Raw genomic sequence first — 25,791 nt, forward strand, 5'->3', positions numbered from 1 at the left:
TGCCGCGATATTCGTTCCGGAAGGCTTTTCCTAAAGGGTTTGCGTGCCGCGGTGCGCCCCGGATGCTACTCTGGGCACCACCGAGCGCCTATGTGAAAGGAGACGGGGGCAACGGTTCGTCACCCCCGGTTCCCCATGACCAACTCCGCCAGCCTCGCCACCGAGGGTATAAACGTCGACGATCTGTGCTCTTATGCCGTCGACGTATGGGTGAGCGACCACAGCATCCTGACCGACGAGGAGCGCCTTCTCCAGGTGCTGCGCACGGCCGCCGAAAAGGGAAACGCCACGGTACTCGGTGAGGCGTCGCACGTTTTCCCGAACGGCGCCGTCACCGCGATTCTCCTGCTTTCCGCCTCGCACCTGAGCATTCACACCTGGCCCGAATTCAGCCTGGCCAACGTGGATCTGCTCGCCTACGGCCGGCTGAACGGCGAGCGCATGATGCAGAGCGTCGAACTCGGCCTGTCGCCCACGCGCATCAACGTGACGCGCATGCTGCGCGCCGTGCACTGACCGTTCCCTCCGCCAGTCCCCGGGCCGCTCTCGTGTTCTCCGTGCAGGTCTCGTGGGCGCGTCTCGGCGACGCCCACGAGGGCCTGCTGCGGCTGCTGGACCCCCGGGAGCGCGGCCGCCACGACGCGACCGTCCGCCCCGACGACCGGGCCCGCTTCCTGGTCGGCTGCGCCCTGAGCCGGCTGCTGCTGGGCGAACTGCTCGGCGTGGCCCCGGCGGACGTGCCCCTGCGGCGCGTGTGCCCGCGCTGCGGCGGGCCGCACGGGAAGGCCCGGCTGGACGTCGCGGACCCGCCCGCGCCCTACGACTTCTCCGTCACCCACAGCGGTGCGGTCATCGGCGTCGCCGTGTGCCGGGGCGGGCAGGTCGGCCTGGACGTCGAGGAGGACGGCAGTCCCCTCGACGTCGACAGCGCGGCGCGGGCCGCTCTCTCCGACCACGAACTGGCCGCCCTGAACGCCCTGCCCCCGGCCGAGCGGCGGCCCGCCTTCCTGCGCGTGTGGACCCGGAAGGAAGCCGTGCTGAAGGCCCTCGGCGTGGGCCTCACCGTGTCGCCGCGCGAGCTGGAGGTGTCGGCGCCCGGCCTGCCGCCGGCCGTGCTCGCCTGGCCCGGCCGGCCGGCCGTCGTCCGGCCCGAAACGGGCCTCGCGGACCTGATCGTCGCCGGGACGCATCCCGCGGCGGTGGCCGTCACGGGAGCGGGCGCGAGCCGGGTGCGCGTCGAGCAGCGCGAGCGGTCCGGCCTGGTGGCCGGATACGGCCGCTGACCCGCACGACGCCTGTGCGCTTGTGGCGGTTCGTCGTCCTCATGCCGCGGTGACGGCGCCGTCCTCGGGATCCGTCGGCATCGTGCGCAGTCTGCCCACCGGGGACAGGATGATCGGGACGAGCATCGCCGCGGTTGGCCGGGACGGCCGCTGATTCGCAGGACGCCTGTGCGCTTGTGGCGGTTCGTCGTCCTCATGCCGCGGTGACGGCGTCGTCCTCGGGACCCGTCGGCATCGTGCGCAGTCTGCCCACCGGGGACAGGATGATCGGGACGAGCATCGCCGCGGAGAGCACGCCCGCGATCCACAGGGCGCCGTGCAGCCCCGCCACCGCCGCCAGCAGACCGCCCACGGGACCGCCGAGCGCACCGCCGCCGTACAGGAGCATGCGCATCGCCGCCGTCATCCGTCCCATCAGGGCCTGCGGGGTGATGGTCTGACGCAGGCTCACGATGAGGACGTTCGAGACGCTGCTGCCGAAGTACTCCAGGAAGAACGAGGCGACGAACAGGATCATCAGCATCCAGCGGGGCCCGGTCGCCGCCGGGACCAGCAGCGGGCCCAGGAAGATGATCGAGACCGACACCTGGTAGGCGCGGCCCACCGTCAGCCGGCGCACCACCATCCCGGACACCAGCGCGCCCAGCAGACCCCCCACGGCCGCCGCGCCCATGACGAAGCCGACCGCGGCCGCCGACAGGTCCTTGTCGCGCACGGCGTACAGCAGGAACAGCGACTGCACCATCGTCAGCAGGAAGTTGCAGGAGCAGCCGACGAGCCCGATCGCGCGCAGCCAGCGGTTGCCGAACACCCAGCGCAGGCCCTCGGCGAGTTCGGCGCGCAGCGGCCGTTTCTCGCGGGGGGTCTCCGGGGCGGGCTCCGGGGTTCTGATGATCAGCAGGGAGATTACCGACACCGCGTAGGAGAAGGCGTTGGCGGTCATCGCGAAGGGTGCCGAGAACGCGCTCACCAGCGTGCCGGCCACGCCAGGACCGGCGATGTCCGCCGACGACAGCGTGGCGTTGAGCTTGGTGTTGGCCTCCAGCAGACTGCGCCGGTCCTTCACCAGCACCGGGACGTACGACATCCAGCTGACGTCGAAGAGCACCGACGCCACCCCGACGCCCAGCGCCAGCGCGTACAGCAGCGGCAGGGTCAGCAGGTCGAAGTGGTAGAGGACCGGGACCAGGCCGATCAGCACCATCCGCACCAGGTTGGCGCCCAGCATCACCGGCCGCTTGCGCACCCGGTCCACCCACACGCCGAACAGCAGGGCCAGCCCCAGGAACGGCACCAGCTGTGTGAACCGCAGCAGCCCGAGCTGCTCGGCCCCCACGTCGAAGACCAGTACCGCGGTGAGCGGAAGCGCGAGGTTGGTGATCTGGGTGCCGTACAGGGAGAGCGCCTCGCCCGTCCAGAACACCATGAAGTCCCGGTGGTGCCAGAGCGAGCGGGGCGGTCTGTCCGGCTCGGCCTCGGCGACCGTCTCGGCGTGGGTGCCGTGCTCCGTCATGCCGGCGTCGCCTCTCGTAGGGCCTGGTCGACGATGGCGCCGATGGCGGTCAGCCCGGGCTCCTGCCACACGGAGTGGTGGTCGCCCGGCACGGTGTGCTCGGTCAGCCTGCTCAGGTGGGGACGCCAGTCCAGGAGGTTCTCCACCGACTGCGCCGCCTTGATCAGGATCGCGGGCCCCTCGTGGACCGACGTCACGGAGTGCCGGCGCAGGGCCACGACATGCGTGCGGAAGAGGGCGTAGCGCTCCAGCAGGAACTCCGCGTCGAACTCTTCGGGCACGGCCCCCGCGCGCTCCACCGCGGCGAAGACCTCCGCCGGCCGCGCGTGCGGGGGCAGGTCCTGAAGGGCCTTGTCGATGCCGGGCGCCCGGTCGCTCGTCACGCCGAGGAAGTCGTACAGGAAGTAGCGGGCGAGCTGGTCCTCGGGCGGCACCGACTGGGTCCCGGGCAGCGCCGCGTCGACGATGACGAGCAACGGCACCTCCTCTCCCGCGGCGGCCAGCAGCCGTGCCATCTCGTAGGCGACGACCCCGCCGAGCGACCAGCCGAGCAACTGGTAGGGGCCGTGCGGGCGGGCCGCTCGCAGGGCGGCCGTGTGCAGCTCGGCCAGTTGTCCGATGGACGTGGCGGGCTCGGAGACGCCGTCGAAGCCGGGTGCCTCGAACCCGAACACCGGGCGTTCGGGGGCGAGTTGATGGGTCAGGCCGACATAGCAGTAGGGCGAGCCGGAGACCGGATGGACACAGTGCAGAGGGTGCAGGCTGCCCGTCGCCCGGAGGGGGACGATGCTGCCGACGGAGAGTTCGGTCACTGCTCCGGAGCTCCGTTCGTGGTCGGTGCCGACTGCGCGAGCCGCTGGTCGATTTCGGAGGCGATGCCGCTGACGGTGTTCCCGCCGTACAGCAGCCGGACGTTCACCCTGACCCCGAAGTGCTTGGTGAGCCGGGTGACGGCACGCATGGCCTGCAGCGAGTTGCCGCCGACCGCGAAGAAACTGCTGTCCGCGCCGACCCGGGACACCGACAGCACGGTCGCGAAGACCTCGGCCACGGTCCGCTCGGTCGGCGTGACCGGCGCCGCATACGTCCCCTCGGGCTCGCCGACGGGCTCCGGCGGGGCCGGCAGCGCCCTGCGGTCGACCTTGCCGTTGGGCGTCAACGGCAGCTCGGCCAGGACGAGCACGGTGCTCGGCACCATGAAGCGCGGCAGGGACCGCGCGGCGTGCTCGGCGACCGCCTCCGGCGACACGGTCCGGCCCGCCGCGGCGACCACATGGGCGACCAGCCGCCGGTCGCCCGACCCGTCGGGGTGCGCGGTGACGACCGCCTCCCGGACCGTGCCGTGGGCGCGCAGGACGGCCTCGATCTCGCCGAGTTCGATGCGCAGCCCGCGCACCTTCACCTGGAAGTCGGACCTGCCCAGCAGCTCGATCAGACCGTCGGGGCCGTAGCGGGCCACATCGCCGGTCCGGTAGAGGCGCTCGTCCGTCACCTCGCCGCAGGACCAGGTGAAGAACCGCTCCGCGGTCTGCTCGGGCCGGCCGAGATAGTCCCGGGCGAGACCGATGCCCGCCAGATGGAGCTCGCCGGGCACCCCGGGCGGCACCGGCCGGCGGGAGTCGTCGAGGATGTAGGTGCGCTGGTTGGCCATGGGACGCCCGTACGGGATGCTCGTCCAGCGCGGATCGGTCTTCTCCACCTCGTAGAGGGTGGAGTGGATGGACGACTCGGTGGCCCCGCCGAGGGCGATGAAGCGCACGCCGGGAGCGACCGCGCGGGTCCGGTCGGGCAGTGACACGGGGATCCAGTCGCCGCCCAGCAGCGCCAGCCGCAGCTCGTCGAGCGGCGGCGCTCCCACGCTGTCGAGGTGGGTGACGACCAGGTCCAGCAGAGCGGGCGCCGAGTTCCAGACGGTGACCCGGTGCGCGGCCAGCAGCTCCGCCCAGTGCTCGGGGTCCTTGGCCCGCTCCGGGTCCGGCAGGATCACGGTGCCGCCGGCGGCCGTCAGCCCCAGGAACTCGTAGACCGACATGTCGAAGCTGGGCGAGGACAGCGCGAGGACGCGGTCGCCGGGGCCCACGCCGAAACGGGAGTTGAGGTCCGCGATGTTGTTCATCACCCCGCGGTGGCGCAGGGCGATCGGCTTGGGGGCGCCGGTCGACCCGGAGGTGTGGATGACGTAGGCCAGGTCGTCCGGGCCGGCGCCGCCCTGCGGGTTGTGGGCCGGGCGGGCCGCGAGGAGGGCCTCGTCGCGGTCGAGGAGCACCACGGGACCGCCCGGCGTGGTGTCCGGCAGGGGGAGGCCGGCGGCCGGGCCGCTGCGGCTGATCACGGCCGTGCAGGAGGTGCCGGTCATCATCGCGGCGAGCCGCTGCTCGGGGTAGTCGGGGTCGAGCGGCACATAGGCGCCGCCCGCCTTGAGTACGCCCAGGACGGCGACCAGCAGGTCCCAGGAGCGCTCCAGGCAGATGCCGACCCGCCGGTCGGGGCCCACGCCCAGCTCGCGCAGATGGTGGGCGAGCCGGTTCGCCGCCTCGTTGACCTCGCGGTACGTCCACGTCCGACGGCCGCTGTCGCCGCCGATGAGCGCGGGGGCGGTGGGCGACTCGGCGGCGCGGGCCTCGAACGCGGTGTGCAGGCACACGTCGTGCGGCAGGTCCGTGTCGGTGGCGTTCCAGTCGACGAGGACGCGGTGCAGCTCGGTCTGAGGGAGCAGACGCAGGCGGGAGACCGGACGGTCCGGGGCGGCCAGCCCGTCCGCCAGCAGGGTGCGGTAGCAGGCGAGCAGCCGGACCAGGGTGTCCTGGTCGAACAGGGCCGGCGGATACCGCAGTTCGGCGGTGCGCCGGCCGTCGTCGGGCTCGTCCGGCGGGTGCAGTACGAGCTCGAACTCGTCCGGCTGCGCGGGGTCCGCGGCCGGTGTCCGGCCGGCGGCGGTACCGCGGGCCAGCCCGGCGAGGGTGGACGCCGTGGTGACGGCGCAGGTCAGACGGACCGCGCCCGTCGTGGGGGTCCGCGCGGCGAACGCGAACTCGGGCTGGCCCGTCCAGCGGTGCAGCAGCGCGGTGAACGCGGCCAGGAGGACGTCGTCCGGGGCGGTGCGGGCCGAGCCGTCGAGCCGCACCCGGGCGGAACCGGTGCGGTCCGGGGTGGTTCCGGGCTGCCGGGGCCGGTCCGTCGGCAGCAGGGCCGGGGGCGCCGAACGCGGTCCGGCCGAGGCGGAAACAGATGGTGAAACAGGTGAGGAAGCAGATGAGGGAGCAGGCGAGGGAGCGGGGGAGGAGGTGAGGGGGGAAGCGTTCCGGGTCAAGGCCTCTCTCCTGGGGCGAGGGCGGGGACGTCGGCCGTGGGGACGGCGGCTCCGAAGGGCAGCGGATGGATGCGGCACAGGGCGGCCACCTCGGCCCGCACCCGGTCGCGCACGGCCGGGTCGGTGCGGAACTCGGTGTCCGACAGCACGGTGGTGGCGGTGAGCACCTCGTGCAGGAGACCGGCGCAGACCCGCATCTCGGCGGGCCCCATGCCGCGTTGCGCCAGGACGTTCGTGCCGAGCCGCAGGCCGCCGGCGACGAGCGGGGGCTTGTCGTCGCCGGGGATGCGGTTGCGGTTCGTGAGGATTCCGCAGTCCTCCAGGGCTCGTTCGGCGACCACGCCGGTCATGCCGTGCCCGGCCATGTCCAGCAGCACCATGTGGTTGTCGGTGCCGCCGGTCAGGACCCGGTGACCGAGCCCCGCCAGATCGCCGGCGAGGGCCGAGGCGTCGTCGACGACCAGCCGCATGGTCTCCTTGAACGCCGGTTCCGCCACCGCCTTCAGGGCGTGCGCCTTGGCGGCGATCGAGGCCGGGCTCGGGGTCCCCTGCGACTGGGGGAAGACAGCGCGCTGCATCAGCCGGTCGAGCGGGGTGCGGCCGTCCGGACCCGGGGTGCGGTGCTCGAGTCCGATGAGGATCAGGCCCCCGCGCGGGCCGCCCAGCTGCTTGTAGGTGCTGGTGGTGGTGATGTGGGCGACGTCGATGGGGCTGGGGTGTTCGCCGGCGGCCACCAGACCGGCGATGTGCGAGATGTCGGCGACCAGAAACGCCCCGACGGAGTCCGCGATCGCCCGGAACCGGGCGAAGTCGAGCGTCCGTGGATAGGCGCTGGCCCCCGCGATGACCACGGTGGGGCGGTGGACCCGGGCCAGTTCGGCCGCCTGGTCGTAGTCGACGAACCCCCGCTCGTCCAGGCCGTAGTGGACCGCCCGGTAGTGGCGCCCGGTCACCGAGGCCGAGGACCCGTGGGTGAGATGACCCCCGGCGTCCAGGTCGAGGGCGAGCAGGGTGCCGCCCGGGGGAAGCAACGCGGCCAGCACGGCCTGGTTCGCCGAGGAGCAGGAGTGCGGCTGGACGTTGGCGTAGCGGGCGCCGAAGGCCTGCCGGGCCCGGTCGGCGGCCAGCCGCTCCACCCCGTCGAAGCGGCCCGCGCCGGGGTGGTAGCGGGCCCCCGGATAGCCCTCGGCCGTCACGTTCGACAGCGCGGCGCCGCCCGTGGCCAGGACCGACGGGCTCGCGACGCTGGCGGACGCCACCATCGCCAGCGTCGCGGTCTGCTCCTCCACCTCCCGGTCGAGCAACCCCGCCAGCTCGGGATCGGTCCGGTTCAGCAGCTCCGCCCCGCGCCGCAGCAGCAGAGCCTGCGCGGAGCCGGAGCCGGAGCCGGAGCCGGAGGTGGAGCCGGGGCCGGAGCCGGGGTCGGTGTGGGGGCCGTTCTGTTGACGGCCCGGGGCCGCGGTCGCGGCCCGCGGGGTCTCAAGCATGCGTACCCGCCGCCTTCTTGGCCTGCGTCAGCCCGTCGACGGCCGAGGCGATGGTGGCGACCGTGGCCCCGCCGTACAGCAGACGGACGTTGACCTTGACGCCGAAGTGCTTGTTCAGCCGGCTCACCACACGCATCGCCTGCAGCGAGTTGCCCCCCAGCTCGAAGAAGCTGCCGTCCGCTCCGACCTGCTCCATGGACAGCACGGCGCCGAAGACCTCGGCCACCTTCTCCTCCGTGGCGGTCCCCGGGGCGACGAAACTCGCCGCGCCGTCCGCCGCGGACACCGGAGCGGGCAGCGCGCTCCGGTTGATCTTGCGGGCCGGGGTCAGCGGGAACTCCGCCAGCTCCACCCAGGCCGTGGGCACCATGTACTCGGGCATCGTGCGGCCCAGGTGCTCGCGCAGCTCGGCCACGGTCGGCGAGGCGTCACCGAGCACCGTGTAGTAGGCGACGAGCTGCTTCTCCCCGCCGTCCTCCCGCAGCAGCACCAGAGCCATGCGGATCTTCGGGTGCGTCAGCAGCCCCGACTCGATCTCGCCGAGCTCGATCCGCAGCCCGCGCAGCTTGACCTGGTTGTCCAGGCGGCCGATGAAGTCGATCTGCAGATCGCGCGTCCAGCGCACCAGGTCACCCGTGCGGTACACCCGGCCCTCGCCCAGGAACGGGTCGGGGACGAACTTCTCGTCCGTCATCTCCGGCAGGTTCAGATAGCCGCGGGCCAGGCCCTCGTCGCCGCCGATCAGCAGCTCGCCCGGCACGCCGACCGGCACCAGGTTGAAGTCCTTGTCGACCACGTAGTGCAGCCGGCTGAACTCGGGCCGGCCGATGGGCGGCGACGACAGCCACTCCTTGTGCTCGCACAGGTATTCGGTGGTCGCCACCGACGCCTCGGTCGGACCGTAGAGGTTCACGAACTTGCGGCCCGGCAGGTTCCACTTGTTGACCAGCTCGGCCGGCAGGGCCTCCGCACCGCCCATGATGTACTTCAGATCCGGGTACGGCCCCGCCTCGACCACGGAGAGGATCGCGGGCGACAGACCGGCGTACGTGACCCGCTGATCCCGGATCAGCGCGCCCAGGGACTCCGGCGACGAGGCGTCCTCCGGCGCCACCAGCACCATCGCCGAACCGCTGATCAGACCGGCGAAGATCTCACCCTGCGACATGTCGAAGGTCAGCGCCGGCAGTTGCAGCAGCCGGTCCTCGTGGGTCCACTCGCCGAAGCTGCGCCGGTAGGCCTCGATGAACATGCGCAGACCCCGCTGCTCGATCATCACGCCCTTGGGACGCCCGGTCGAGCCCGAGGTGTAGAGGACGTACACCAGCGACGTCGGCTCCGCCCACTCCTCCAGCGGCACGTCGTCCGACTGCGCCTCGACGACGTCCCAGTCGGCGTCGATCCGCAGGCTCTCCCAGCCGCAACTGTCCGGCAGCTCGCCCAGCGCGGCCCGCCGCGTGATGACCAGCGGTGTCGCGGTGTCCCGCAGCATGTGGTCCAGCCGGGCGTTCGGGTGCGAGGGGTCGATGATCGTGTACGCGGCGCCGGACACCATCACGCCCAGGATCGCCACCAGGGCGTCCAGGTCGCGGTCCATCGCGATGGCCACGACCTGCTCGCGGCCCACGCCCCGGGAGCGGATGTACCGGGCGAGCTTCCCGGCCCGCCGCATCAGCTCGCCGTACGTCAGCTCCACCCCGCGGCAGACCGCCGCGACCAGCTCCGGGTGCTCCTCGGCGATCCGCGCGATCGTCGCGTGCACCGGCTCCGTCGGGTAGTCGAAGTCGGGGCCGCGTCCGACCGCGAGCAGCTCCTCGCGCTCGGCTTCGGACAGCAGCGGCAGCGCGGAGACCGGGGTGTCCGGGGCGTCCGCCGCGGCCGCGAGCACGGTCTCGAAGTGCCGGACCAGGGCCTCGACGCGCCAGCGGTCGTACAGGTCGGTCGCGAACTCGACGATCAGCCGCAGCCGTTCGGAGCCCTCGACGAAGCTGAAGGACATGTCGAACCGGGAGCGCGTCCCGGCCACCGTGATCGTCTCGGCCGTCAGGCCCGCCAGCTGGAACGCGTCGCCGGTGGTCGTCTCGCCGAGCAGCTGGCAGGCGATCTGGAACAGCGGGTTGCGGCCCGCGTCCCGGACCGGCTGCACCCGGTCCACGACACGGTCGAACGGCACGTCCTGGTTGTCGTACATGTCGAGGTTGGCGTCGGTGATGCGCTCCAGCAGCTCGGCGAAGGTGACCCCGCCGGACAGGTCGGACCGCAGCACCGTCATGTTGATGAACAGGCCTACGACGTCCTCGAGTTCGGGGTCCGTACGGCCGAGCATGGGCACCCCGAGGGCGATGTCGTCCTGGCCGCTGTACCGGCTCAGCACGACGTTCAGCGCCGAGGCGACCACCATGTACAGGGACGCGCCCTGCTCCTGCGCCAAGGCGCGTGCCTTGGTGAGCAGTTCGGTGGGGAAGTCGACCACGAAGGTCTCGCCGCTCTGCGTGGGCTCCGCGGGCCGCAGCCGGTCGGCGGGCAGTTCGAGCGCCTCCAGACCGGCCAGCCGCTCCTGCCAGAACTTGAGCTCCTCCTCCCAGACACCGTCGGCCTGCTGCCGGCGCTGCTCCTGGACGTGGTCGCCGTAGCCGACCGTCAGCTCCGGGAGCGCGGGCGTGCGGCCCGCCGTCAGGTCCCCGTAGGCCTGGGAGATCTCACGGCTGATCACACCGCCGGACCAGCCGTCGGTGACGATGTGATGGAAGCCGAGGCAGAGCACATGGTGGTCGGCGGCCAGCCGGAACAGCAGGAACCGGGAGACGGGCCCCGCCGTCAGGTCGAACGGCGTGTCGGCCTCGGTCTGCAGCGCCTCGCGCAGCGCGCTCTCCGCGTCTTCGGGGTCCGGCCGGGAGAGGTCGCGAAGCGGCAACGGCCGGTCCTGCGCCGGTGCGACGACCTGGTAGGGGACACCGTCCGCCGAGTGGAAGGTCACCCGCAGCTGCTCGTGGCGCGCCACCAGCACGTTGAGGGCCTGCTCCAGCGCGGGCACGTCCAGCGGACCGCGCAGCCGGTAGGCCTGGATGACGTTGTAGGTGGTCTCCCCGGGACTCATCTGGTCCAGGAACCACAACTGCTCCTGCCCGAAGGACAGTTGGATGCGTGAATCTTGGATGCGTGAATCGTCGGGGAGCGAGGCGCTCATCGTCACAGGACTCCAATCGGCTGTTCACGGTGGTGTTCCAACGGGGCGTTACGGGGACGTCAGTGGTTCGGGGGCGGTGAAGTCGTGCGGGGGCGGTGCAGTCGTGCGGGCGTGGGGCCTGAGGACGCTCTCCACGCGGCGCAGTCCTTCGGTCACCGCCTCGGGGGAGCGCGCGAAACAGATCCGGAAACCGTCGCTGGCGCCGAGGGTCTCGCCGGGCATCAGCAGAACGCCCAGGTCCAGCGCCCGGCGGCACATCGCCAGCGGCTCCTCGCCGGTCCGCAGCCAGAGCCAGGCGAACGGCGTGCCCTCCGGTTCCACGAGGTCCACCGCGTCCGCGTTGCGCCGGGCGAACTCCCTGACCAGGGACAGCCCCTGACCGGTGAGCTCGTGATAGGACCGCAGATGGCGTTCACGGTCGGCCAGCACCTCGCGGGCCAGCGTCTCGCACAGCACCGAATTGGAGATGGTGGACAGGAACTTGCGCTCGGCACAGCCCGCCACCACGGACGGCGGACCGTACAGCCAGCCCACCCGCAGCCCCGGGAAGCCGTACACCTTGGACAGGCTGGACACGGAGATCACCCGGTCGCCGTGGAGCGCGGGGGAGCGGGACAGATCGAGCGCGTACTCCTCGTCGAGCAGCAGACGAGCGCCCGTGCGCGAGGCGAGGGCCACCAGGGCGCGCAGATCCCGCTCGGCTATGCGCCGACCGGTCGGATTGCACGGGCTGTTGGCCACGATCAGCTTCACGTCGGGCCCGGCGACGGCCTCGGCGGCCTCCACGTCGAAGCTCAGATCCGGGCGGAACCCGACGAGATCGACCCGGCAGCCGAGCGCGGTCGGCACGTCCCAGGACTGCTGCCAGCCCGGCCGGAAACCGATCACCCGGTCCCCGGGGCTCAGCAGCGACGCGTACACGAGGTAGAGGGCCTGTTGGGCGCCCTGGGTGATGAGGACCGAGTCGGGCGACCCGCCGTACAGTCCCGCCACCGCCTCGCGCAGCGCGCCCAGGCCGTGGTCGTGGCCGTAGTCCAGCTCCAGGCCGGCCGGCAGTGTGAGGTCGTCGAGGTGTCCGGGGAGCATGTTGCTGTCGCCGAGGTCGATGTCGAAGCGCCCCGCGGCGTCCTCGAACACCCACCGCTGCATCGGATAGTCGCGCGCCCGCTCTACGGAGACGGTCACGAGGCCGCCCCGGCCGTCGCGGCTCTGGCCGCGGTCGCCGTCGCCAGCCGGCCGAGCCGGGCGCGCAACGCGGGCGCGAAGGCGCCGACGGCCACCTGCTCGGCGTCTCCGGTCATGGTGACCCGGCCGTCCGCCCCGACGCTGATCTCCACACTGCCCCCCGGCATCCTGACCTCCACCCGCCCGTCGCACAGTCCGAGTTCACGCGCCGCGGAGGCCGCGGCACAGGCGCTGCTCCCGGACGCCGTCACATAACCGGCGCCCCGCTCGAAGACCTCCAGCTCCATCACGTTCCGGCCCGCCATGCGCGCGAACTGCACATTGGTGGCCTGGGGGAAACGGGGGTGCCGGGCGATCTTCGGTCCGAGCAGGCGGGCCAGCCGCGGAGTCGGGTCGTCCACCAGCACCACGGTATGCGGGTTGCCGTTGTACACACAGGTGACGATCAGCCGATCCCCGTCCACCGTCAGCGGCACGGACACCGCCCGGCCGCGGTACGGCGTGTCGTCCTCGTCGAGCAGCGGCAGATCGGCCGCGTCGAAGCTGGGGCGGCCCATGCCGACCTCCACGCGGCCCGCGGCGGCGTCGAGGATCCGCACCGGACACTCGCCCGCGGCCGTACGCAGCGTGAACTCCCGCCCGTCCGCCCAGCCGCCGGGCTCCTGCGCGGCCAGGTGCAGGGCGAACATCCGCAGTCCGTTGCCGCTGCGGCCGCAGTCGGAACCGTCGGAGTTGTACAGGGCGAGCGGCACCGGCGCCCCGGCACGGGGCTCCTCCAGCGGCCCGTACAGCACACCGTCCGCCCCGATCCCCCGGTGCCGGTCGCAGACCAGCCGGATCGTCTCGGGGCTGACGGTGAAATCGGTGTGGCGCGGATCGATCACCAGGTAGTCGTTGCCCGCCGCCTGGTACTTGAAGAAGTCGGTCACGGCTGGTCTCCCTCCGCTGCTGGGCGCGGCGGAGCGCCGGGGCGTCGCGTCATGACGGCCCCGGGGCTCCACGGCGTTCCGGTCTACTTCTCGGCGAGGGCGGCGGCGTCGTGCTCCTCGCCGTACCACTTCTCCGCCCACCGCGAGAACGCGACGATGACGATGTCCCGGTGGCCCGGGCCGCCGTCGGCGGAGAGCACGTCGGTGACGTCGTGGGAGAGCGCCCGGTCGTCCAGCAGGACCGCCTGGCCCGGTTCGAGCGTGCCCGTCCAGAAGGGCTGGTCGGCCCCGTCGTGCCACAGACGGGTGGTGCCGCCGGCCACGTTCACCTTGTTGAGGATCGCGATCATCACGAACTCGTGCCCGTCGTGGTGCACGCCCTCCGGGGTGAGCGGGCCCGGCTTGCCGCCGTTCGCACGGGTCCGGTTCTGGTGGACGTTGATCTGCCAGTCCTCGGACCGGTCGAGGCCGAGTTCGCGGATGCCGACCTCGATCAGCGGGGTGAAGTCCACCTTGATCGGCTCGTAGACCCGGCGGATGCCGCCGCCGACCGAGTTGAACTTCTTGTACGTCGTGTAGTCCCGGTGCGCGAGCCGCTCGAACGACCACTCCTGGTCGCCCTGCGGGCTGAGCCGGTACTGGGAGAACCGTTTGAAGCGGGTGCCGTTGCCCATGTACTCGTCGACCGGGCAGTCGTCGTAGCTGGGCAGGATGTCGGCCGAGACATCCGGCAGGTCGATGATGACGAACCCTTCACTGCCGAGCGGCATGTTCTGTCCTCCAGACGGAGTGGGTGGTGGGTTGTCAGGCGGCGGACGGCATGCGCTCGTCCAGGTATGCGGCGGAGGAGTTGAGCCGCCACAGGATGCCGCGCGCGATGGCGCGGCGCATGTGCGCCGATTCGGCGGCGGGCAGCACCACGTTGTGGAACCATCCCTGGGCGTGCTGGGAATCGATGGTGATGTGCAGCCGGTGGTAGGTGATGCCCACCTCCGGCAGACCGAGGCGCTCCCAGGCGTGCACGACCTGGACGAACCGGTCCGGCGCCATCCACTCGGTCATCCCCAGGAAGCCCACGGCCTCCGGGTACAGCGAGCGGTAGCGGCACAGCATGACCGCGAGGTTCCCGTTGAGCAGCGAGGTGGCGGTGAGCGAGCGCTCCAGCTCCTCCTCGGAGATCTCGAAGACCTCGAAGATCTTGTTGAAGAGGGTGGTGTGGACCTCGGCGGGCTTGCCGTTGCCCATCTCGTCCCAGAAGTTGGAGGCGATCTCCATCTTGGCCTCGCCGGCGGTGCCCACCTGCATCAGCGCCAGCAGGTCGTCGAAGCGGCCGTCGACCACCGACTCCTGCATCACGTAGTTGCGCAGGTCGCTCTCGGTCGCCGTGTTGCGGATGAACTCGTGGTAGTAGGGGTGCTTGTACACCCGGTGGCCACGGGCCATCTGCTTCAGCCAGGACAGGTACTCGCGCGGGTCCGTGGGCGCCTCGTCGAGCAGGGCCGGATCGATGAGCAGGTCCTGGGCCTCGGCGGTGGCGGTCTCCAGCAGCCGGCCTATCTCGTAGACGGCGACGGAACCCTCGGCGGTCTCGCCCTGCGGGATCTTGGTGTGCAACTGGTAGATGCGGTCGAGCAGATACTGCTGCGCGTACAGGGCGCTTCGATCGCCCAGGGCAGCGGCTCTGTTGATGTCGGCGACCTCGCCCAGGACGCGATCCCGCTCGCTGCCCGACAGGACGGAGTCGACCTTCCCGGGTGCGGAACCGAGCCATGCGCCGATCGTGTCCACCGTGGACAGGAACGGGTCGCCGGTTGCTGCCCGACCCTTGGCGCTGCCGACTTGTGGCATGAGTTTCCCCTTGGATTCACTGGACGAATGAAGTTTCTTCATGAAGGCATTCACCGTCGTCCGGAAGGCAGCGGACTCCCTTCCCCCTTTGTCACGCGTGCCGTTCACGTGACGCCGGCCTGCCGATCGCGCGAAGCGGGAGGGCGTTCGACGAGGCGGAAACACAAGGGCGCGAACCGGCCTTTCTTTCCGTCTCTTATGTGGCGCCCGAGCCCGGACGGGGCGGCAGGCCTCGGCTATTCTGCGGCGGCCTCACTGGATGAAGTCTGTATACCGTCTGGATGCCCGCAGACGGTCGTGGACGGCACCATGACGAAGGGCAGGGAGCTCGACGGTATGTGACGGATCGTTACCTTTTGGTGGGGTTCAGAAAAAGTGCGGAGGGTATCATTCCGCCCACTTTTGGAGGGAGTTGTCATCACGGTGAATTACCATCGAGGCGAACGTGAAATACAGGAGAGGCTGGGTTGTTCGGCCGAGGCCGAACGATCGTCCAGAGTGATCCGGAAAGGTTTGACAGACATTTTAGCGGCCTTTATCGGAATGCAGACTCTGGCAGTGACAGGATCAACAGATTCCGACGGCCTGGTCTGGGCCTCGGCCCTGACCGGCCCCCCAGGATTCGCCAGAGGCACCGGCCCCCATTCACTCTCCTTGTCCGCAGATCCGGAGCGGCTTCCTATACCTCTGCGGCTGGAGGGCGGCCGGGCTGGGACGGGGTGGTCGGGAGGCGGCGGGGGTGCGGTTGGCGGGGCTGGGGGCGGCTCGTTTGGGGGTGGCGGGGTCGGGGTTGGCTTGTCTGGGGGTGGCGGGGGCGGGAGCGGCTCGTCTGAGAGTGGCTGGTCCGGGAGCGGCTCGTCTGGCGGTGGCGGGGCCGGGGTTGGCGGGGCTGAGGGCGGCTCGTCTGGCGGTGGCGGGGCCGGGAATGGCTCGTCTGAGGGTGGCGGGGCCGGGAGTGGCTCGTCTGGCGGTGGCGGTGGCTGGTCCTGGAGCGGTCGGTCCGAGGTCGGTTCGCTGGAGATCAGGCCGTTCGAGATCGGCGTGCTCTTTCCCGACACGCGCAGGCGGCTGCGGCTCAGGGTCAACGGGATCGCCCGCCCCACCCGGCGAGGGCTCGCGATCGACACGGCCCAGGTCTTCACCAATTGCCCCGGCCGCCTGCGCCACCGCAGCGGCGAGGCCCGCCCTCCCCTCGCCTACGGACCGGCCGCCTCCGGCGAGTCGCTCAGCCCGGCCCAGCGGGCCTGGATCCGGGAAGCGGACACGTTCTTCATCGCCACGGCCTCGGACACGGGCGCAGCCGACGCCAGTCATCGGGGCGGGGAGCCCGGCTTCGTCGAGATCGTGTCGCCGACCGAGCTGACCTGGGCGGAGTATCCGGGAAACTCGATGTTCATGACACTCGGCAACCTCGTCCTCAACCCGCGCGCCGGAGTGCTGTTCCTCGACGAGCGCAGCGGCGTGACGCTCCACCTCACCGGCACCGCCCGCGTCCGCCTCATGGACGTGCAGCCGACCGTCCACTTCACGATCACACGGGTCGTGCAGGTGGGAGAGGTGGGGCAGGCGGGGGACGATCTCGATGGAGTCGCTCACCGGGACTGAGGCCGGCCCGGCCGGTCGGCCGACAACAGCGACGGTCGGTCGGCCGGCAACAGCCGACGGTCTGCCGCAACAGCCGACGGTCTGCCGACGCAAGGGCCGGCAGACCGTCGTTGACACATCGCTACGTCGTTGACGCATCGCTCAGGTCAGGGCGCGATGTCCCACTGCTGGCAGGTGTTGTCGAGCTGCTGCCACTGGCGGACCGCGGTCCCGTTGGCGGTGCCGCAGTTCGCGACGTCCAGCGTCATACCGGTGTTGACGTTGGTGATGGTGTAGTGGCTGCCGACGCTGGTGACGTCCCACTGCTGGCAGCGGTTGCCCAGCGAGGCCCACAGCTGGACGGCCGTGCCGTTGCTCTGCCCGCAGTTCTTGTCGTCCAGGACCGTGCCGCTGTTGACGTTGGTGATGGTGTAGTGGCCGTTGCCCGCGCCGGCGAACTTCCACTGCTGGCAGGTGTTGCCGAGCGAGGCCCAGATGTCGATCGAGGTTCCGTTGGCCGTCCCGCAGTTCACCGCGTCGAGGACCTTGCCGCTGTTGGCGTTGGTCAGACGGTAGGCGGTGCCGGCGACGGGGAAGGTGGCGGCCGGGGTCGTGTAGCCGACGGAGGTGATGTTGGCCTGCACGGCGTTGTCGGCGGCGTTGGTCGGGTAGCCGGAGGTCATGACGCCTTCGAAGAAGGAGCCGTCGGATCCGTTGCTGTTGTCACCGCCGGTGCCGAGGACGATGGCGCCCTCCAGGTGCATGGGGGTGTATCCGCCGAGGTTGGGCAGAGCGCCGTCGTACCAGGTGGTCAGTGAGCCCGATTGCGCGTTGCCGCCCTTGATCGCGTAGGTCGTCGTGCCGTTGTTCTTCTCCATGGCGGTGACGTATTCGCTGGAGATGCCGGTGTTGGCCGAGTTGGCGCCGTTCCCTCCGAAGAACAGCCCGTTCTCCAGGTCCGCCTCGACCCAGGGGCCGGATCCGGCACCGGAACACGAGAACCAGCACTCGGTGCCGAAGTTGATCGCGTCCATGTGACCGTTTCCGGTGTCGTTGCCGGACGTCTCGGCGTTGCCGTAGTCGAAGCAGCAACGGTTGTTCACGTGGTGGCCGCTGGTCACCATGTAGGCGCCCTCCGGCTTGCTGCCGGTGGCGATGCCCGTGGTGCTGTTGTCGCGGTAGCCGACGCCGGCCGACACCCAGATGCCGTATGCCTTGTGGCCGCCGACCGTGACCGGCAGGGCGTTCGCGATCGCGCCGACGTCCTGGCCGCCGTTGCCGCCGGGCCCTTCGACGGTCAGGTCGTTGTGGTTCGGGCTCTGGTCGTAGACCTTGGTGATGATGCAGGTCGTGCCGGAGCAGAAGGAGTCCTGTGTCGCCGCGTTGGCGTAGCCGCCGGTGCTGAGGAGGCCGATGTTGGTGGTGGCCGAGTCCGAGGCGCGCTTGACCTGGTAAAGCGCGCCACTGTAGGAGGCGTAGAGCGCCCGGGTCGTGCTGTGCGCTGCGGCGCACGGCGTTCCGGCGGCGGCGTAGACGTCGCAGGGCAGGGACGAGGCCGCCTGGGCTGTGCCTGCGGTACCCACCAACCCGACCAGGATGCCGGCGAGAAGCGCGAGGACCGCGCCCACTGACAGTGGGAGCCCTCTCAGGTGTCTACGTATCACTGTGAACCTCTTCCGTCTTGCGTTCTTCTCGACCCCGGCGCTGTGTGCGCAGGGAGGCTGGGCAAGTGATGTGCGGTGCGCGGTGATGCGCGGACACGGGCGACCGCTGCCAGGAGACGGAGCCGGGGCGCTCGGCGTCGCCTCGGCATCGCTCGGCAGACATTTGTTAACGCTCACATGCGTGGGCGCTTGGGTGACGCCGCTGATCCGGAGCTGCGGAGACTCGGGTACGGGCGGTCGGCGGGCGCTCTGTTCGAGCGCGACAGCCGAACGCGAATGCGTCACCGCGCAGCGGTGACCGGTCCTGAGATGGAACGTCGTGCATGCGCCGATCTGACGCGGTAAAAGATGATCTTCTGCTATTGCGGCCCTGCCTTTTGTACGCTGGGCTCTGGGGATGGTCAACACGGTGGGACGGTCAAGACTGTGGAAACAAACGGTCCGCTTCCGCTTTCGAGGCTTGTGACGCGGGGGAGTTTCCGGCGCCGTCCCCGACGGCGGCTTCTTGGGCGGGACACCCCGAGTTCCATGACTGCGCCGGTGAAACAGCCTGCGAGCCGCGGGCATCGACGTCTCTCGCCTCCGCCAAATGTGCGCGCTAACAACCACCGACGGCGAGGCCACTGAGGCCCGCTGGGCCGGCCGAGCGGTCGCACGGGGTTGACGGCGTCGGGATGGGCGTAAACCTCATATACGCCTTCGTTGAGCGACCCCGACGTAGCTGCCCCGGGCCGATCTGGAGCACCGACCGGACCGAGGAACTGTTCCACGGCCCCGACGGGTCACGTCGCGTGAAACATGCCCTGACCAGCAAAAATGCCTTCCCAGGGGGAGGGCGGAGACCGGCGCCCCCGGCAGGACTCGAACCTGCGGCCAAGCGCTTAGAAGGCGCTTGAGCTGACCACAGGATGGGCGGCCCTGACCTGGCCGTTCTCGGACGCTGAGTTTGGACGTACGGCGGCTTCGACACGCATTCGACAGGTCCCGCTACCGCCCGACGCCAAGCCCCTTCCCGCCTCGTCAGCTGGTTGCGCCATCAGGACACGTAGAACTGAGCTGCTCCCGAGTGGTCGTGAGCGTACCGTCAGCCCGAACCATGGGGGTGGAAGCCTGTGCTGTACGCACACGAAGTGATCTTGAACGAACTCGCGCAGGGGCTCAGGCCGACGGCCAAGGGCGTTGAGTGGTTCGAGGGCCTCTCGGAGGACGACAGGCGCAAGGTCTTGAACACGCTGGTGCTGTTCTGCGGGCAGGCCCGTGCTCGCGAGGACGACGTGCCGGAGAGCATCGCACGTTCCGGCATACGCCCCACTCATACGCCGGCCGTGATGCTTACGAAGTGGCGCTTCGGGATGGCCCAGCTTCCTGGCTATGAACTCACGAAGTCATTTCGCCTACTCGTCGCCCTCTTCAGCATCGCCGATACCCGCAGGCGGACGCTGTACTGCGCCGAGGGGTGCAGTCACGCGTGGCACAACCTGCCGGATCTGCCGCTGGACGCAGATAGCTCGGCTAGCGGTTGACCGGGATCTCGTAGACGATCTCGCAGTGAGCGGCGGGCACCACGATGTCCGCCGTCTCCACGGGCCGCCCCTGGTCGCTGTAGTACGTCCGCCGGATGTGTGTGACGAGTGCGGCCTTCTGGATGCCGAGTAGCGACGCCTCCTCGGCCGTCGCCTGTCTTGGCTCTGGCTGCTCAACGGCGTGGCCAACAGTGATGCCAATCGCGGCCATGCGGTTCACGACGCCCGCCCCTGCGTGGGGCCCTCCCTCGGGGAGGACGACGAGAGTGCCGGCTGTGAGGTCGTACGGCTCCCAACTCGTCGACAGCTGCACGGGCCTGCCGTCCGCCAGGAACTCATACGTCGTTCGGACGCACAGCTCGCCCTCGGCGATGCCCAGCCGTGCCGCGATCGCCGCCGGCGCAGGCACCTTGGCGTCGGTCCGGCTCTCCCAGTCCCCTTGCCTGCCGACGGCCTTCATGTCCGCCCGGAAGGGCGACCCGTTGGGCTGCTCACGCGCAGAGGAACGGACCATCCGCACCCGTTGCCGCGGCTCGGCAACGTACGTGCCTGATCCGGCACGTCCTTCCAGCACGCCCTGGGAGATCAGCAACTCCTGAGCCCGGCGCACCACGTTCTCGCCCACGCCGCACTCTTCGCCGATCTGGGCGCGGGAGGGCAGGCGGTCTCCCGGCTCCCACACGTGCTCCGCGATCCGCCGCCGGAGTTCGTCGGCGATGCGGAGATAGGGCGGCTGCTCAGGCATATGGAAAATCTAGTCCACTAGCTCTAATCTAGTTAACTGGCTTCACTCAAAGTGATCGCTGGTGACGGAGGCTGCCCTGTGCCCGCTTCGGGAGTTAGCGCGGCGGCCCTCGCCGCCCGGCTGTCCGCCCTCGGGCTGCTCACGCGAGTGGAGGAACACCCCCGGCATACGTCGGTCGAAGCGGAGATGCCGGAATCGCTCTCCGCCGACTTATGGCGGGAGGCCCTGCAAGTAGTGGCCGCGGCCGACCGGTTCGGTCTCGTCGCCACCAGCCTGAGCGGCCGCACCCTTTGGGCGGTCGTACGCAAAGCGGTCACCACGACGGGCGATGTTGGGGGACCGGGCTATCAGCGATAGGAGCTGAGCAGCGTGCTCAACCGTATCCGCCGTGCCGTCTCGCTAACCAGAGAGCGGCACCTCCCCAGGGGCAGGCATCGCCGTCCCTTAACGACCCCCGGGCCGTCAGCTGCCCCCGCCTTGTCCCCGTCTTCGGACAGGGCGCCGGCCGCCCGCCAACGCGCCTCCGCCGACGTGGACCACCGGCAAACGCTCAGAGTTGAGGACGTCGCGCTCGTCCGCCCGTACGTACTGGCCTGGGAAAAGCGCGTGAGGACGCGCGAAGTAGTCGTCGCTCCCTATCTGTCGGCCGATGCGTGGTCAGCCTTGGTGGGGGTCCGCTGATGCCTCCCCGTCGACAGACCCGCGTCACGGACGCCTCGGCCGTCCCCTACCGCTCGACCGCATGCCGGATCGGCACCCACCACGCCTGCGCGGAGTCCTCCCCGGCCTCGGCGCCGGTCGACCTTCCGGTGGTCTACGAGGCGTGCGACTGCCCGTGCCATTCGACGTCGGGCCGGATGAAGCCCCCGGAGGTGCAGCGGTGAGGGAGCGAGTGCCAGTCGGCACGCTGGCGTCCAACGTCGAGGTGACCGCGGCCACCGTGCAGCGCGGCGACATCATCCAACTCGGAGGCCGGGCCTGCCGGGTGCAGGATCTCTTCCAGCTCTCCCAGGGCGCGAAGCAAATCCTCTTCGACTCGGGTGAGTTGTTGACCATACACACGCGAACCCGGCTCGCTGCCGTGCGAATGATGAGGCGGCGGTGATCCGGTCCGTGTCTCCTCGCCACCACGACATCGCCGACGATCTCCGGCACCAGATCTCGACCGGCCACCTCAAGCCTGGCGAACGACTGCCGTCCGAGACCGACTTGGCCGACCGGTACAAGGTCAGCACTGTGACGCTGCGGAGCGCCCTCGCGGTGCTCCAGGGCGAAGGCCTCGTCGAGAAGCTCCACGGCAAGGGCAATTTCGTCCGTCGCCCTCTCCGCCGGATCATGTACGTCGGTGGCTGGGGGACGCTGGACCCGTGGACCGCCGCCGAAGCGGCCCTACACGTCACCGTTCGCGCCGCTACGGTGCAAGCCGACGGAGACCTGACGACCCTGCTGAGGGTGCCTACGGGTAGCCCTCTCGTGGAGCTCTTCTGCGTCAGCCACGAGGGGGAGTCACCGCACGGATTGGCGCGTATCTACCTCCCGCGCGACCTGGTGCCAGCCGGAGTGCTCGACGACGAATCCCCGTGCCCAGAGGCAGTCAAGAGATTCGCCGTACTCGGCTCTCCGCCGGCCGCTGTCCGGGAAACGGTGTGCGCTCGCCCGCCAACGCCTGACGAGTCATCGACCCTGCGAACCAACTCCGCCGCGCCCGTTCTGGCGATCACGCGCGTCGCGACCGACCTCGTCGGCCGAGTGGTTGAGGCGGCCTTTCTGGTCTTCCCAGGGGATCGAGCCGACGCAGTCTTCACCACCCACCACACGCTCGAAGAGAGGCAGACGCCAGGATGACAGCACAGAACGAACTACGCCTCCTCCCGTGGTCCGGCCCGGAGGGCAAGCCTTGCTACCTGAGCACGGACGACAAGGCCGGCTACATCTCACGCCTGGCGGACAACATCGAAGCGGACCAACTCGACACGGCGGCCATGCTGTTGGAGCAAGCCGCGGCCACCCTCGACGACCAGGACGCGGACCTGGAGGACCTGCGACGGTTGACCGGGGAACTGACCGGGACTCTCCGGAACGTGCTCCGCGTCGCAACCAGCCGCGGTCATCTCCTGGGGGTGAGCGAAGCACCCGGCTTCTGAAACAGCGGCCGCAGATTGGTCCCATGGCCCCGCCGAATTCCCCGGGCGGGGCCCCACCCATGTCCGGCGTGGCACCATGCCCCCCTCCAACACACCTGACCTGACAGTCGGACACGAACATGTGCGAAATCAGCCGCACATCGAGTGATATTCCTGCGATAGACCGTGACGTGGTTGATCGTGGGGATAGGCTGCCGTCGTGGCTGATGACGAGGCGAATCAGGCTGTGGACGCTGACGACCGCAGCGGGCGTGGGATCTTCGACGGGTTCTCGGGCTACGCAACGCCCACCGAAGATGACTGGAAACATGTTCTGAGCGGCGGGATGCTCGTCGTGGACACGAACGTCCTCTTGAACCTTTACCGATATAATCAGGACGCGCGAGCCGCGCTCTTGGAGACGCTTCGAAAGTTCGAGGCTCGCCTCTGGGTACCTCACCAGGTAATGGATGAGTTCTGGCGTAACCGCGAGAGTGCACTCGAAGATCCCGGAAAACAACTTGAGCAATCCGTCACGGCTTTGAGGGCTGATCTGGTAAAAACGGTATCCGATCTGCGACAGTGGATAAACCGGGTTTCTTTGGACAGGTCAAGCGCTTTTCAACTCGAAGCGACGCTGGAGAATGCGCTGGAAGAGGTAATCGGCAAGATGGAGGCTGTTGTCGATGGTAGTGGTGTTGAGATGGCACGCGACACTTCCAAAGACAAGGTCGTCTCAGATCTTGCCACCCTTTTGGACGGTAAGGTAGGCGACTGCCTCAGCGCCGAGGAGCGGGCTACTGCGATCGCTGAAGGGAAACGACGAGTCGAACATCAAATCCCTCCCGGCTATAAAGACAAGAAAAAGCAGGCGAGAGGTGATGACTCGGAGGTAGGTGACTACCTTGTGTGGCTTCAATTGATGAGTGAGGCTAAGCGCAGGGGTGGAGACGTGCTTTTGGTGACGGGGGACACCAAGGATGATTGGTGGCGCAATCATAACGGAATGACAGTTGGGCCACGTAACGAACTGGCTGAAGAGTTGCTCAGGGAAGCAGGGGTCCGTCTTTATATGGTCAAGCCAGATCGTCTACTTACTCTGGCGCGAGACTTTCTGCAGGTCGTGGTCAGTGAGGACTCGGTTCAAAACGTTGAGATGGTAGATGCTCAGTCGGTTGCAGATGAAAGCTTCGGAGCGATCGAGAAGCTAGCCGAATCCGATCCTACGGGCGCGTTTCTCGCTGCATGGCGTGAGGTAGAGCGCGCGGTGTACCGGACGCTCTCGTCGCGCGACCCTCTTCAGAGCCGCCGCACCACGCCGCCGCGGGTGATGAGAGACCTAGCGAGCCAAAGGGCGATTTCTCAAGAGCTCATGCGCTCTTTTGACGAAATGTTTGAAATCCGTAACCGGATCGTCCACGGAAAAATGGGCGACGTTCAGTTGACCAAGGAAGGCGTAATCCCGCTCATCTCCAGAGCCAGGATTATCGTCAACGGTCTGGCTGCTGAACTTACCCCGCATGCTCAGATGTGGCGCCTCGAAGCTTCAGTAGTTGATCTTGCTAGATCTGCCGGATATGAGGTCTCCCCGGCGGAAAATGGGGGTGATAGCGGGATCGATTTCCACGTCCACCATCCGTCTAGACCCGGCTTCTCTGTGGGGGTCGAGATTGTTTACTTTGCCAGTGAGGGTGATTTCGACGCGAAACATCTTGAGCGCGCCCAGGGTGATCTGACGTCGTTGCCCGACGGTGTGGCATCACTGATAGTTGTAACGAATGCGCCCCTGTCTGAATCTGTCCAGGCATTCAATAACTCCGTTACTGCGGACGGAGGACGCTATCTTGAGATTGTGCAGTGGAAGAATGGCTACGATGATGATCGCGTGCTGAATGCGCTCGCGAGAGCCGGGCGTTAAGCCGAAAGCCACTGTCAGGTAGCGCACCCTGCAAAGCCTACCCAGCACGTCCGACCTGCCGCGCCGGCCAAGCTCTCAGCTTGGGAAGCTCAGGGCGTCTGGGGCTTGCTCCAGGCCTGACCTGCGGCGGCGGGACGCAGACGTGCGGTGGACGGTCGATTGGTTCCCCGCTGTTCCCCGGGGTTCCCCGCACGATCTGGCACGCGTCTGGCACGAGTCATTCGTCGTCGCACCGCTCCAAGACCAGGCCTACGGAGCCCTCTTCGAGCCCGTTGTTCTCCTCCAGGTGGAGATGAGCACCGTCCGGTGTGCCGTCCTGGGCGAGCGTGAGGAGGTGGCCGGCCAGGGTCTTCAACCCGGCAGCGTTTGCCTCTATGACGATCTCGCCGCCCAGGTTGCGGACCTCGATGCGTGCGCCTTCCTCCCACGTGAAAACCCTGGTGACTCCATCGGTCGCCGCACTCACGTGAGTGGTCATCGACGGAGCAGCGCTGGGTTCAGGGGACATACTCCAAGCATCGCGTACTCCGGGCCGGACGCGACGGCGAGAACTGTACGGCGAGACATGGGTGACGACTTCTTCGTCCCGAAGCAACTTGGCTGGGGGCTCTGCCTTGGGCTGGTGTGCCTCTCACCTGCGCTGACGGTCCGCAGACGTCCGTACTTGTCCGCGGTTGGTTGTCGGCGTTGTCACGCAGTTAGACACTCATGGCTGCTGTGCAGCTCGTTTCGCTGCCGCGTTCCGGGCGTGAGCTTCGCGGCGTAGTCGGCGCTCGTAGTCAGCGATTTGACGGGCCACGGGAACGCTGGTGGCAGTTCGGATCAACCGCTCGTTATCACGATCCACCAGGAAGGGGCCGTTGCCTCCAAGCCGGGGACGCCGGCCACTCTGGTCATCCCCGGCTGCCCCCCAGTAGAAGATCCACCCGAATGGCAAGGCTTCTACGCGCAGGATCTGGAGGGTGTACTCGACGTGGCCTCGTACGTTGTCGATCTCGGCAAGCACAAGTTGGCGCGCGTCCTCCTCAGTCAGCATCGCCCGATGATGACATGGCGCCTCCACATGCCGGGATGCCTTACGCGCTCGCGTACACCCGCTTTAGGAGTTCGGTCGCGAGCTGGGCTTGGTGGTGTGTCCTGCCGACGTTATGGCCAGGCACGGATGCTCATGGCCGTCTTCGTCCGCCGTCGTTGATGTCAGCTGTGGATGTCAGAGACCTTGTTTCGACTCGGAGTCCAAGCAAGGCGGCAGGGGGTGGGGATTTTCCATCCGTACGACAGGGCGAGCACGGCGCATCTGGCATCCCGGCGGTCGTAGCCTGTCGCTTCCCTGATCTCGGTGATCGCTTCCTGCCACTTCCCCTGCTGGATCAGCTGTTGTGCCCGTTCCTGCGTGAGTTGGCTTTGTAGGTCAGTTTTGAGGCCAGTGGTGGGTGGGTTTTGACTCCAGTGGTGTCGGTGGAGAGTTGATGTCGGTGAGTTTTGACTCCAC

At 69.0% G+C, this 25,791-nt stretch carries 23 protein-coding genes; 10 read left to right on the forward strand and 13 right to left on the reverse strand.

Annotated features, from left to right (window positions below; genetic code table 11):
* The first annotated feature begins 135 nt into the window (after positions 1 to 135).
* Both ACZ5SK_RS21390 and ACZ5SK_RS21395 read left to right on the forward strand, forming a co-directional pair.
* A complete protein-coding gene (locus ACZ5SK_RS21390; RefSeq protein ID WP_069773010.1) occupies positions 136 to 516 on the forward strand; it encodes an S-adenosylmethionine decarboxylase family protein in 381 nt (126 codons plus the stop codon).
* A 41-nt stretch (positions 517 to 557) separates the two neighbouring features.
* Entirely contained in the window at positions 558 to 1,283 is a 726-nt protein-coding gene (locus ACZ5SK_RS21395; RefSeq protein ID WP_334579785.1) for a 4'-phosphopantetheinyl transferase family protein, read from the forward strand.
* Positions 1,284 to 1,476: 193 nt separating this feature from the next.
* Here ACZ5SK_RS21395 and ACZ5SK_RS21400 read toward each other — a convergent pair whose 3' ends face one another.
* From ACZ5SK_RS21400 to ACZ5SK_RS21440, 9 genes are all read right to left on the reverse strand, one after another.
* A complete protein-coding gene (locus ACZ5SK_RS21400; RefSeq protein ID WP_334579786.1) occupies positions 1,477 to 2,796 on the reverse strand; it encodes an MFS transporter in 1,320 nt (439 codons plus the stop codon).
* The gene (locus ACZ5SK_RS21405; protein WP_334579787.1) at positions 2,793 to 3,608 is read right to left on the reverse strand and encodes a thioesterase domain-containing protein; all 816 of its coding nucleotides are present in this window, start codon (positions 3,606 to 3,608) and stop codon (positions 2,793 to 2,795) included. Before ACZ5SK_RS21405 ends, ACZ5SK_RS21400 begins: the two co-directional genes overlap by 4 nt.
* Complete coding sequence (locus ACZ5SK_RS21410) at positions 3,605 to 6,106, reverse strand: non-ribosomal peptide synthetase (protein WP_468576439.1); 2,502 nt, start codon at positions 6,104 to 6,106, stop codon at positions 3,605 to 3,607. The genes ACZ5SK_RS21405 and ACZ5SK_RS21410 overlap by 4 nt, the downstream gene beginning before the upstream one ends.
* Positions 6,103 to 7,593 (reverse strand): serine hydroxymethyltransferase, encoded by a 1,491-nt coding sequence (locus tag ACZ5SK_RS21415; RefSeq protein ID WP_361700631.1) that lies wholly within the window; start codon positions 7,591 to 7,593, stop codon positions 6,103 to 6,105. Before ACZ5SK_RS21415 ends, ACZ5SK_RS21410 begins: the two co-directional genes overlap by 4 nt.
* Positions 7,586 to 10,780 carry a non-ribosomal peptide synthetase gene (locus ACZ5SK_RS21420; RefSeq protein ID WP_468576440.1) on the reverse strand — a complete coding sequence of 1,065 codons (3,195 nt, stop codon included), beginning with the start codon at positions 10,778 to 10,780 and terminating at the stop codon, positions 7,586 to 7,588. The genes ACZ5SK_RS21415 and ACZ5SK_RS21420 overlap by 8 nt, the downstream gene beginning before the upstream one ends.
* 48 nt (positions 10,781 to 10,828) lie before the next feature.
* Positions 10,829 to 11,965 (reverse strand): pyridoxal phosphate-dependent aminotransferase, encoded by a 1,137-nt coding sequence (locus ACZ5SK_RS21425; RefSeq protein ID WP_468576442.1) that lies wholly within the window; start codon positions 11,963 to 11,965, stop codon positions 10,829 to 10,831.
* Positions 11,962 to 12,894, reverse strand: a complete 933-nt coding sequence (gene dapF / locus ACZ5SK_RS21430) for a diaminopimelate epimerase (protein WP_334579792.1) — start codon at positions 12,892 to 12,894, stop codon at positions 11,962 to 11,964. The genes ACZ5SK_RS21425 and dapF overlap by 4 nt, the downstream gene beginning before the upstream one ends.
* 83 nt (positions 12,895 to 12,977) lie before the next feature.
* The gene (locus ACZ5SK_RS21435) at positions 12,978 to 13,664 is read right to left on the reverse strand and encodes a 2OG-Fe dioxygenase family protein (protein ID WP_334579793.1); all 687 of its coding nucleotides are present in this window, start codon (positions 13,662 to 13,664) and stop codon (positions 12,978 to 12,980) included.
* 34 nt (positions 13,665 to 13,698) lie between these two features.
* Positions 13,699 to 14,742 carry an iron-containing redox enzyme family protein gene (locus tag ACZ5SK_RS21440; RefSeq protein ID WP_468415617.1) on the reverse strand — a complete coding sequence of 348 codons (1,044 nt, stop codon included), beginning with the start codon at positions 14,740 to 14,742 and terminating at the stop codon, positions 13,699 to 13,701.
* A gap of 1,041 nt (positions 14,743 to 15,783) precedes the next feature.
* Here ACZ5SK_RS21440 and ACZ5SK_RS21445 point away from each other — a divergent pair.
* On the forward strand, positions 15,784 to 16,347 hold the full coding sequence (locus ACZ5SK_RS21445) for a pyridoxamine 5'-phosphate oxidase family protein (RefSeq protein ID WP_334579795.1): 564 nt from the start codon (positions 15,784 to 15,786) through the stop codon (positions 16,345 to 16,347).
* Positions 16,348 to 16,493: 146 nt separating this feature from the next.
* Here the strand turns inward: ACZ5SK_RS21445 and ACZ5SK_RS21450 are convergent, their stop codons facing one another.
* On the reverse strand, positions 16,494 to 17,909 hold the full coding sequence (locus tag ACZ5SK_RS21450) for an arabinofuranosidase catalytic domain-containing protein (RefSeq protein WP_334581345.1): 1,416 nt from the start codon (positions 17,907 to 17,909) through the stop codon (positions 16,494 to 16,496).
* A 1,211-nt stretch (positions 17,910 to 19,120) separates the two neighbouring features.
* Here ACZ5SK_RS21450 and ACZ5SK_RS21455 point away from each other — a divergent pair.
* Positions 19,121 to 19,513, forward strand: a complete 393-nt coding sequence (locus tag ACZ5SK_RS21455; protein WP_468576444.1) for a DUF5958 family protein — start codon at positions 19,121 to 19,123, stop codon at positions 19,511 to 19,513.
* Here ACZ5SK_RS21455 and ACZ5SK_RS21460 read toward each other — a convergent pair.
* Positions 19,503 to 20,258, reverse strand: a complete 756-nt coding sequence (locus ACZ5SK_RS21460) for a GntR family transcriptional regulator (protein ID WP_468576445.1) — start codon at positions 20,256 to 20,258, stop codon at positions 19,503 to 19,505. The genes ACZ5SK_RS21455 and ACZ5SK_RS21460 overlap by 11 nt on opposite strands.
* Positions 20,259 to 20,336: 78 nt before the next feature.
* On the opposite strand from ACZ5SK_RS21460, the gene ACZ5SK_RS21465 reads away from it, so the two are divergent.
* The 6 genes from ACZ5SK_RS21465 (at position 20,337) to ACZ5SK_RS21490 (ending at position 24,299) form a co-directional block, all read left to right on the forward strand.
* Positions 20,337 to 20,615 (forward strand): hypothetical protein, encoded by a 279-nt coding sequence (locus ACZ5SK_RS21465; RefSeq protein ID WP_468576446.1) that lies wholly within the window; start codon positions 20,337 to 20,339, stop codon positions 20,613 to 20,615.
* Positions 20,616 to 20,938: 323 nt separating this feature from the next.
* On the forward strand, positions 20,939 to 21,142 hold the full coding sequence (locus tag ACZ5SK_RS21470) for a hypothetical protein (RefSeq protein WP_468576448.1): 204 nt from the start codon (positions 20,939 to 20,941) through the stop codon (positions 21,140 to 21,142).
* Positions 21,139 to 21,363 carry a hypothetical protein gene (locus ACZ5SK_RS21475; RefSeq protein WP_319194703.1) on the forward strand — a complete coding sequence of 75 codons (225 nt, stop codon included), beginning with the start codon at positions 21,139 to 21,141 and terminating at the stop codon, positions 21,361 to 21,363. Before ACZ5SK_RS21470 ends, ACZ5SK_RS21475 begins: the two co-directional genes overlap by 4 nt.
* Positions 21,360 to 22,103, forward strand: coding sequence for a GntR family transcriptional regulator (locus tag ACZ5SK_RS21480; protein ID WP_468576450.1), 744 nt, complete (start codon positions 21,360 to 21,362; stop codon positions 22,101 to 22,103). The genes ACZ5SK_RS21475 and ACZ5SK_RS21480 overlap by 4 nt, the downstream gene beginning before the upstream one ends.
* The gene (locus ACZ5SK_RS21485; RefSeq protein ID WP_468576452.1) at positions 22,100 to 22,402 is read left to right on the forward strand and encodes a hypothetical protein; all 303 of its coding nucleotides are present in this window, start codon (positions 22,100 to 22,102) and stop codon (positions 22,400 to 22,402) included. The genes ACZ5SK_RS21480 and ACZ5SK_RS21485 overlap by 4 nt, the downstream gene beginning before the upstream one ends.
* 199 nt (positions 22,403 to 22,601) lie before the next feature.
* The gene (locus tag ACZ5SK_RS21490) at positions 22,602 to 24,299 is read left to right on the forward strand and encodes a PIN-like domain-containing protein (RefSeq protein ID WP_468576453.1); all 1,698 of its coding nucleotides are present in this window, start codon (positions 22,602 to 22,604) and stop codon (positions 24,297 to 24,299) included.
* Positions 24,300 to 24,516: 217 nt separating this feature from the next.
* Here ACZ5SK_RS21490 and ACZ5SK_RS21495 read toward each other — a convergent pair whose 3' ends face one another.
* Complete coding sequence (locus tag ACZ5SK_RS21495) at positions 24,517 to 24,777, reverse strand: Imm32 family immunity protein (protein ID WP_057577857.1); 261 nt, start codon at positions 24,775 to 24,777, stop codon at positions 24,517 to 24,519.
* 228 nt (positions 24,778 to 25,005) lie between these two features.
* Positions 25,006 to 25,335: a hypothetical protein gene (locus tag ACZ5SK_RS21500; protein ID WP_468576454.1), complete on the reverse strand. Its 330-nt coding sequence runs from the start codon at positions 25,333 to 25,335 to the stop codon at positions 25,006 to 25,008.
* Positions 25,336 to 25,791: the final 456 nt, after the last annotated feature.

The sequence above is a fragment of the Streptomyces sp. NPDC031474 genome (assembly GCF_055581185.1).

What these genes read in the sequence shown, in the direction of transcription:
- ACZ5SK_RS21460 (WP_468576445.1), bottom strand. Translation starts at nt 20,258, where the DNA reads ATGCCTGAGCAGCCGCCCTATCTCCGCATCGCCGACGAACTCCGGCGG.
- ACZ5SK_RS21415 (WP_361700631.1), bottom strand. Translation starts at nt 7,593, where the DNA reads ATGCTTGAGACCCCGCGGGCCGCGACCGCGGCCCCGGGCCGTCAACAG.
- ACZ5SK_RS21500 (WP_468576454.1), bottom strand. Translation starts at nt 25,335, where the DNA reads ATGCTGACTGAGGAGGACGCGCGCCAACTTGTGCTTGCCGAGATCGAC.
- ACZ5SK_RS21440 (WP_468415617.1), bottom strand. Translation starts at nt 14,742, where the DNA reads ATGCCACAAGTCGGCAGCGCCAAGGGTCGGGCAGCAACCGGCGACCCG.
- ACZ5SK_RS21470 (WP_468576448.1), top strand. Translation starts at nt 20,939, where the DNA reads ATGCCTCCCCGTCGACAGACCCGCGTCACGGACGCCTCGGCCGTCCCC.
- ACZ5SK_RS21400 (WP_334579786.1), bottom strand. Translation starts at nt 2,796, where the DNA reads ATGACGGAGCACGGCACCCACGCCGAGACGGTCGCCGAGGCCGAGCCG.
- ACZ5SK_RS21485 (WP_468576452.1), top strand. Translation starts at nt 22,100, where the DNA reads ATGACAGCACAGAACGAACTACGCCTCCTCCCGTGGTCCGGCCCGGAG.
- ACZ5SK_RS21420 (WP_468576440.1), bottom strand. Translation starts at nt 10,780, where the DNA reads ATGAGCGCCTCGCTCCCCGACGATTCACGCATCCAAGATTCACGCATC.
- ACZ5SK_RS21390 (WP_069773010.1), top strand. Translation starts at nt 136, where the DNA reads ATGACCAACTCCGCCAGCCTCGCCACCGAGGGTATAAACGTCGACGAT.
- ACZ5SK_RS21495 (WP_057577857.1), bottom strand. Translation starts at nt 24,777, where the DNA reads ATGACCACTCACGTGAGTGCGGCGACCGATGGAGTCACCAGGGTTTTC.
- ACZ5SK_RS21435 (WP_334579793.1), bottom strand. Translation starts at nt 13,664, where the DNA reads ATGCCGCTCGGCAGTGAAGGGTTCGTCATCATCGACCTGCCGGATGTC.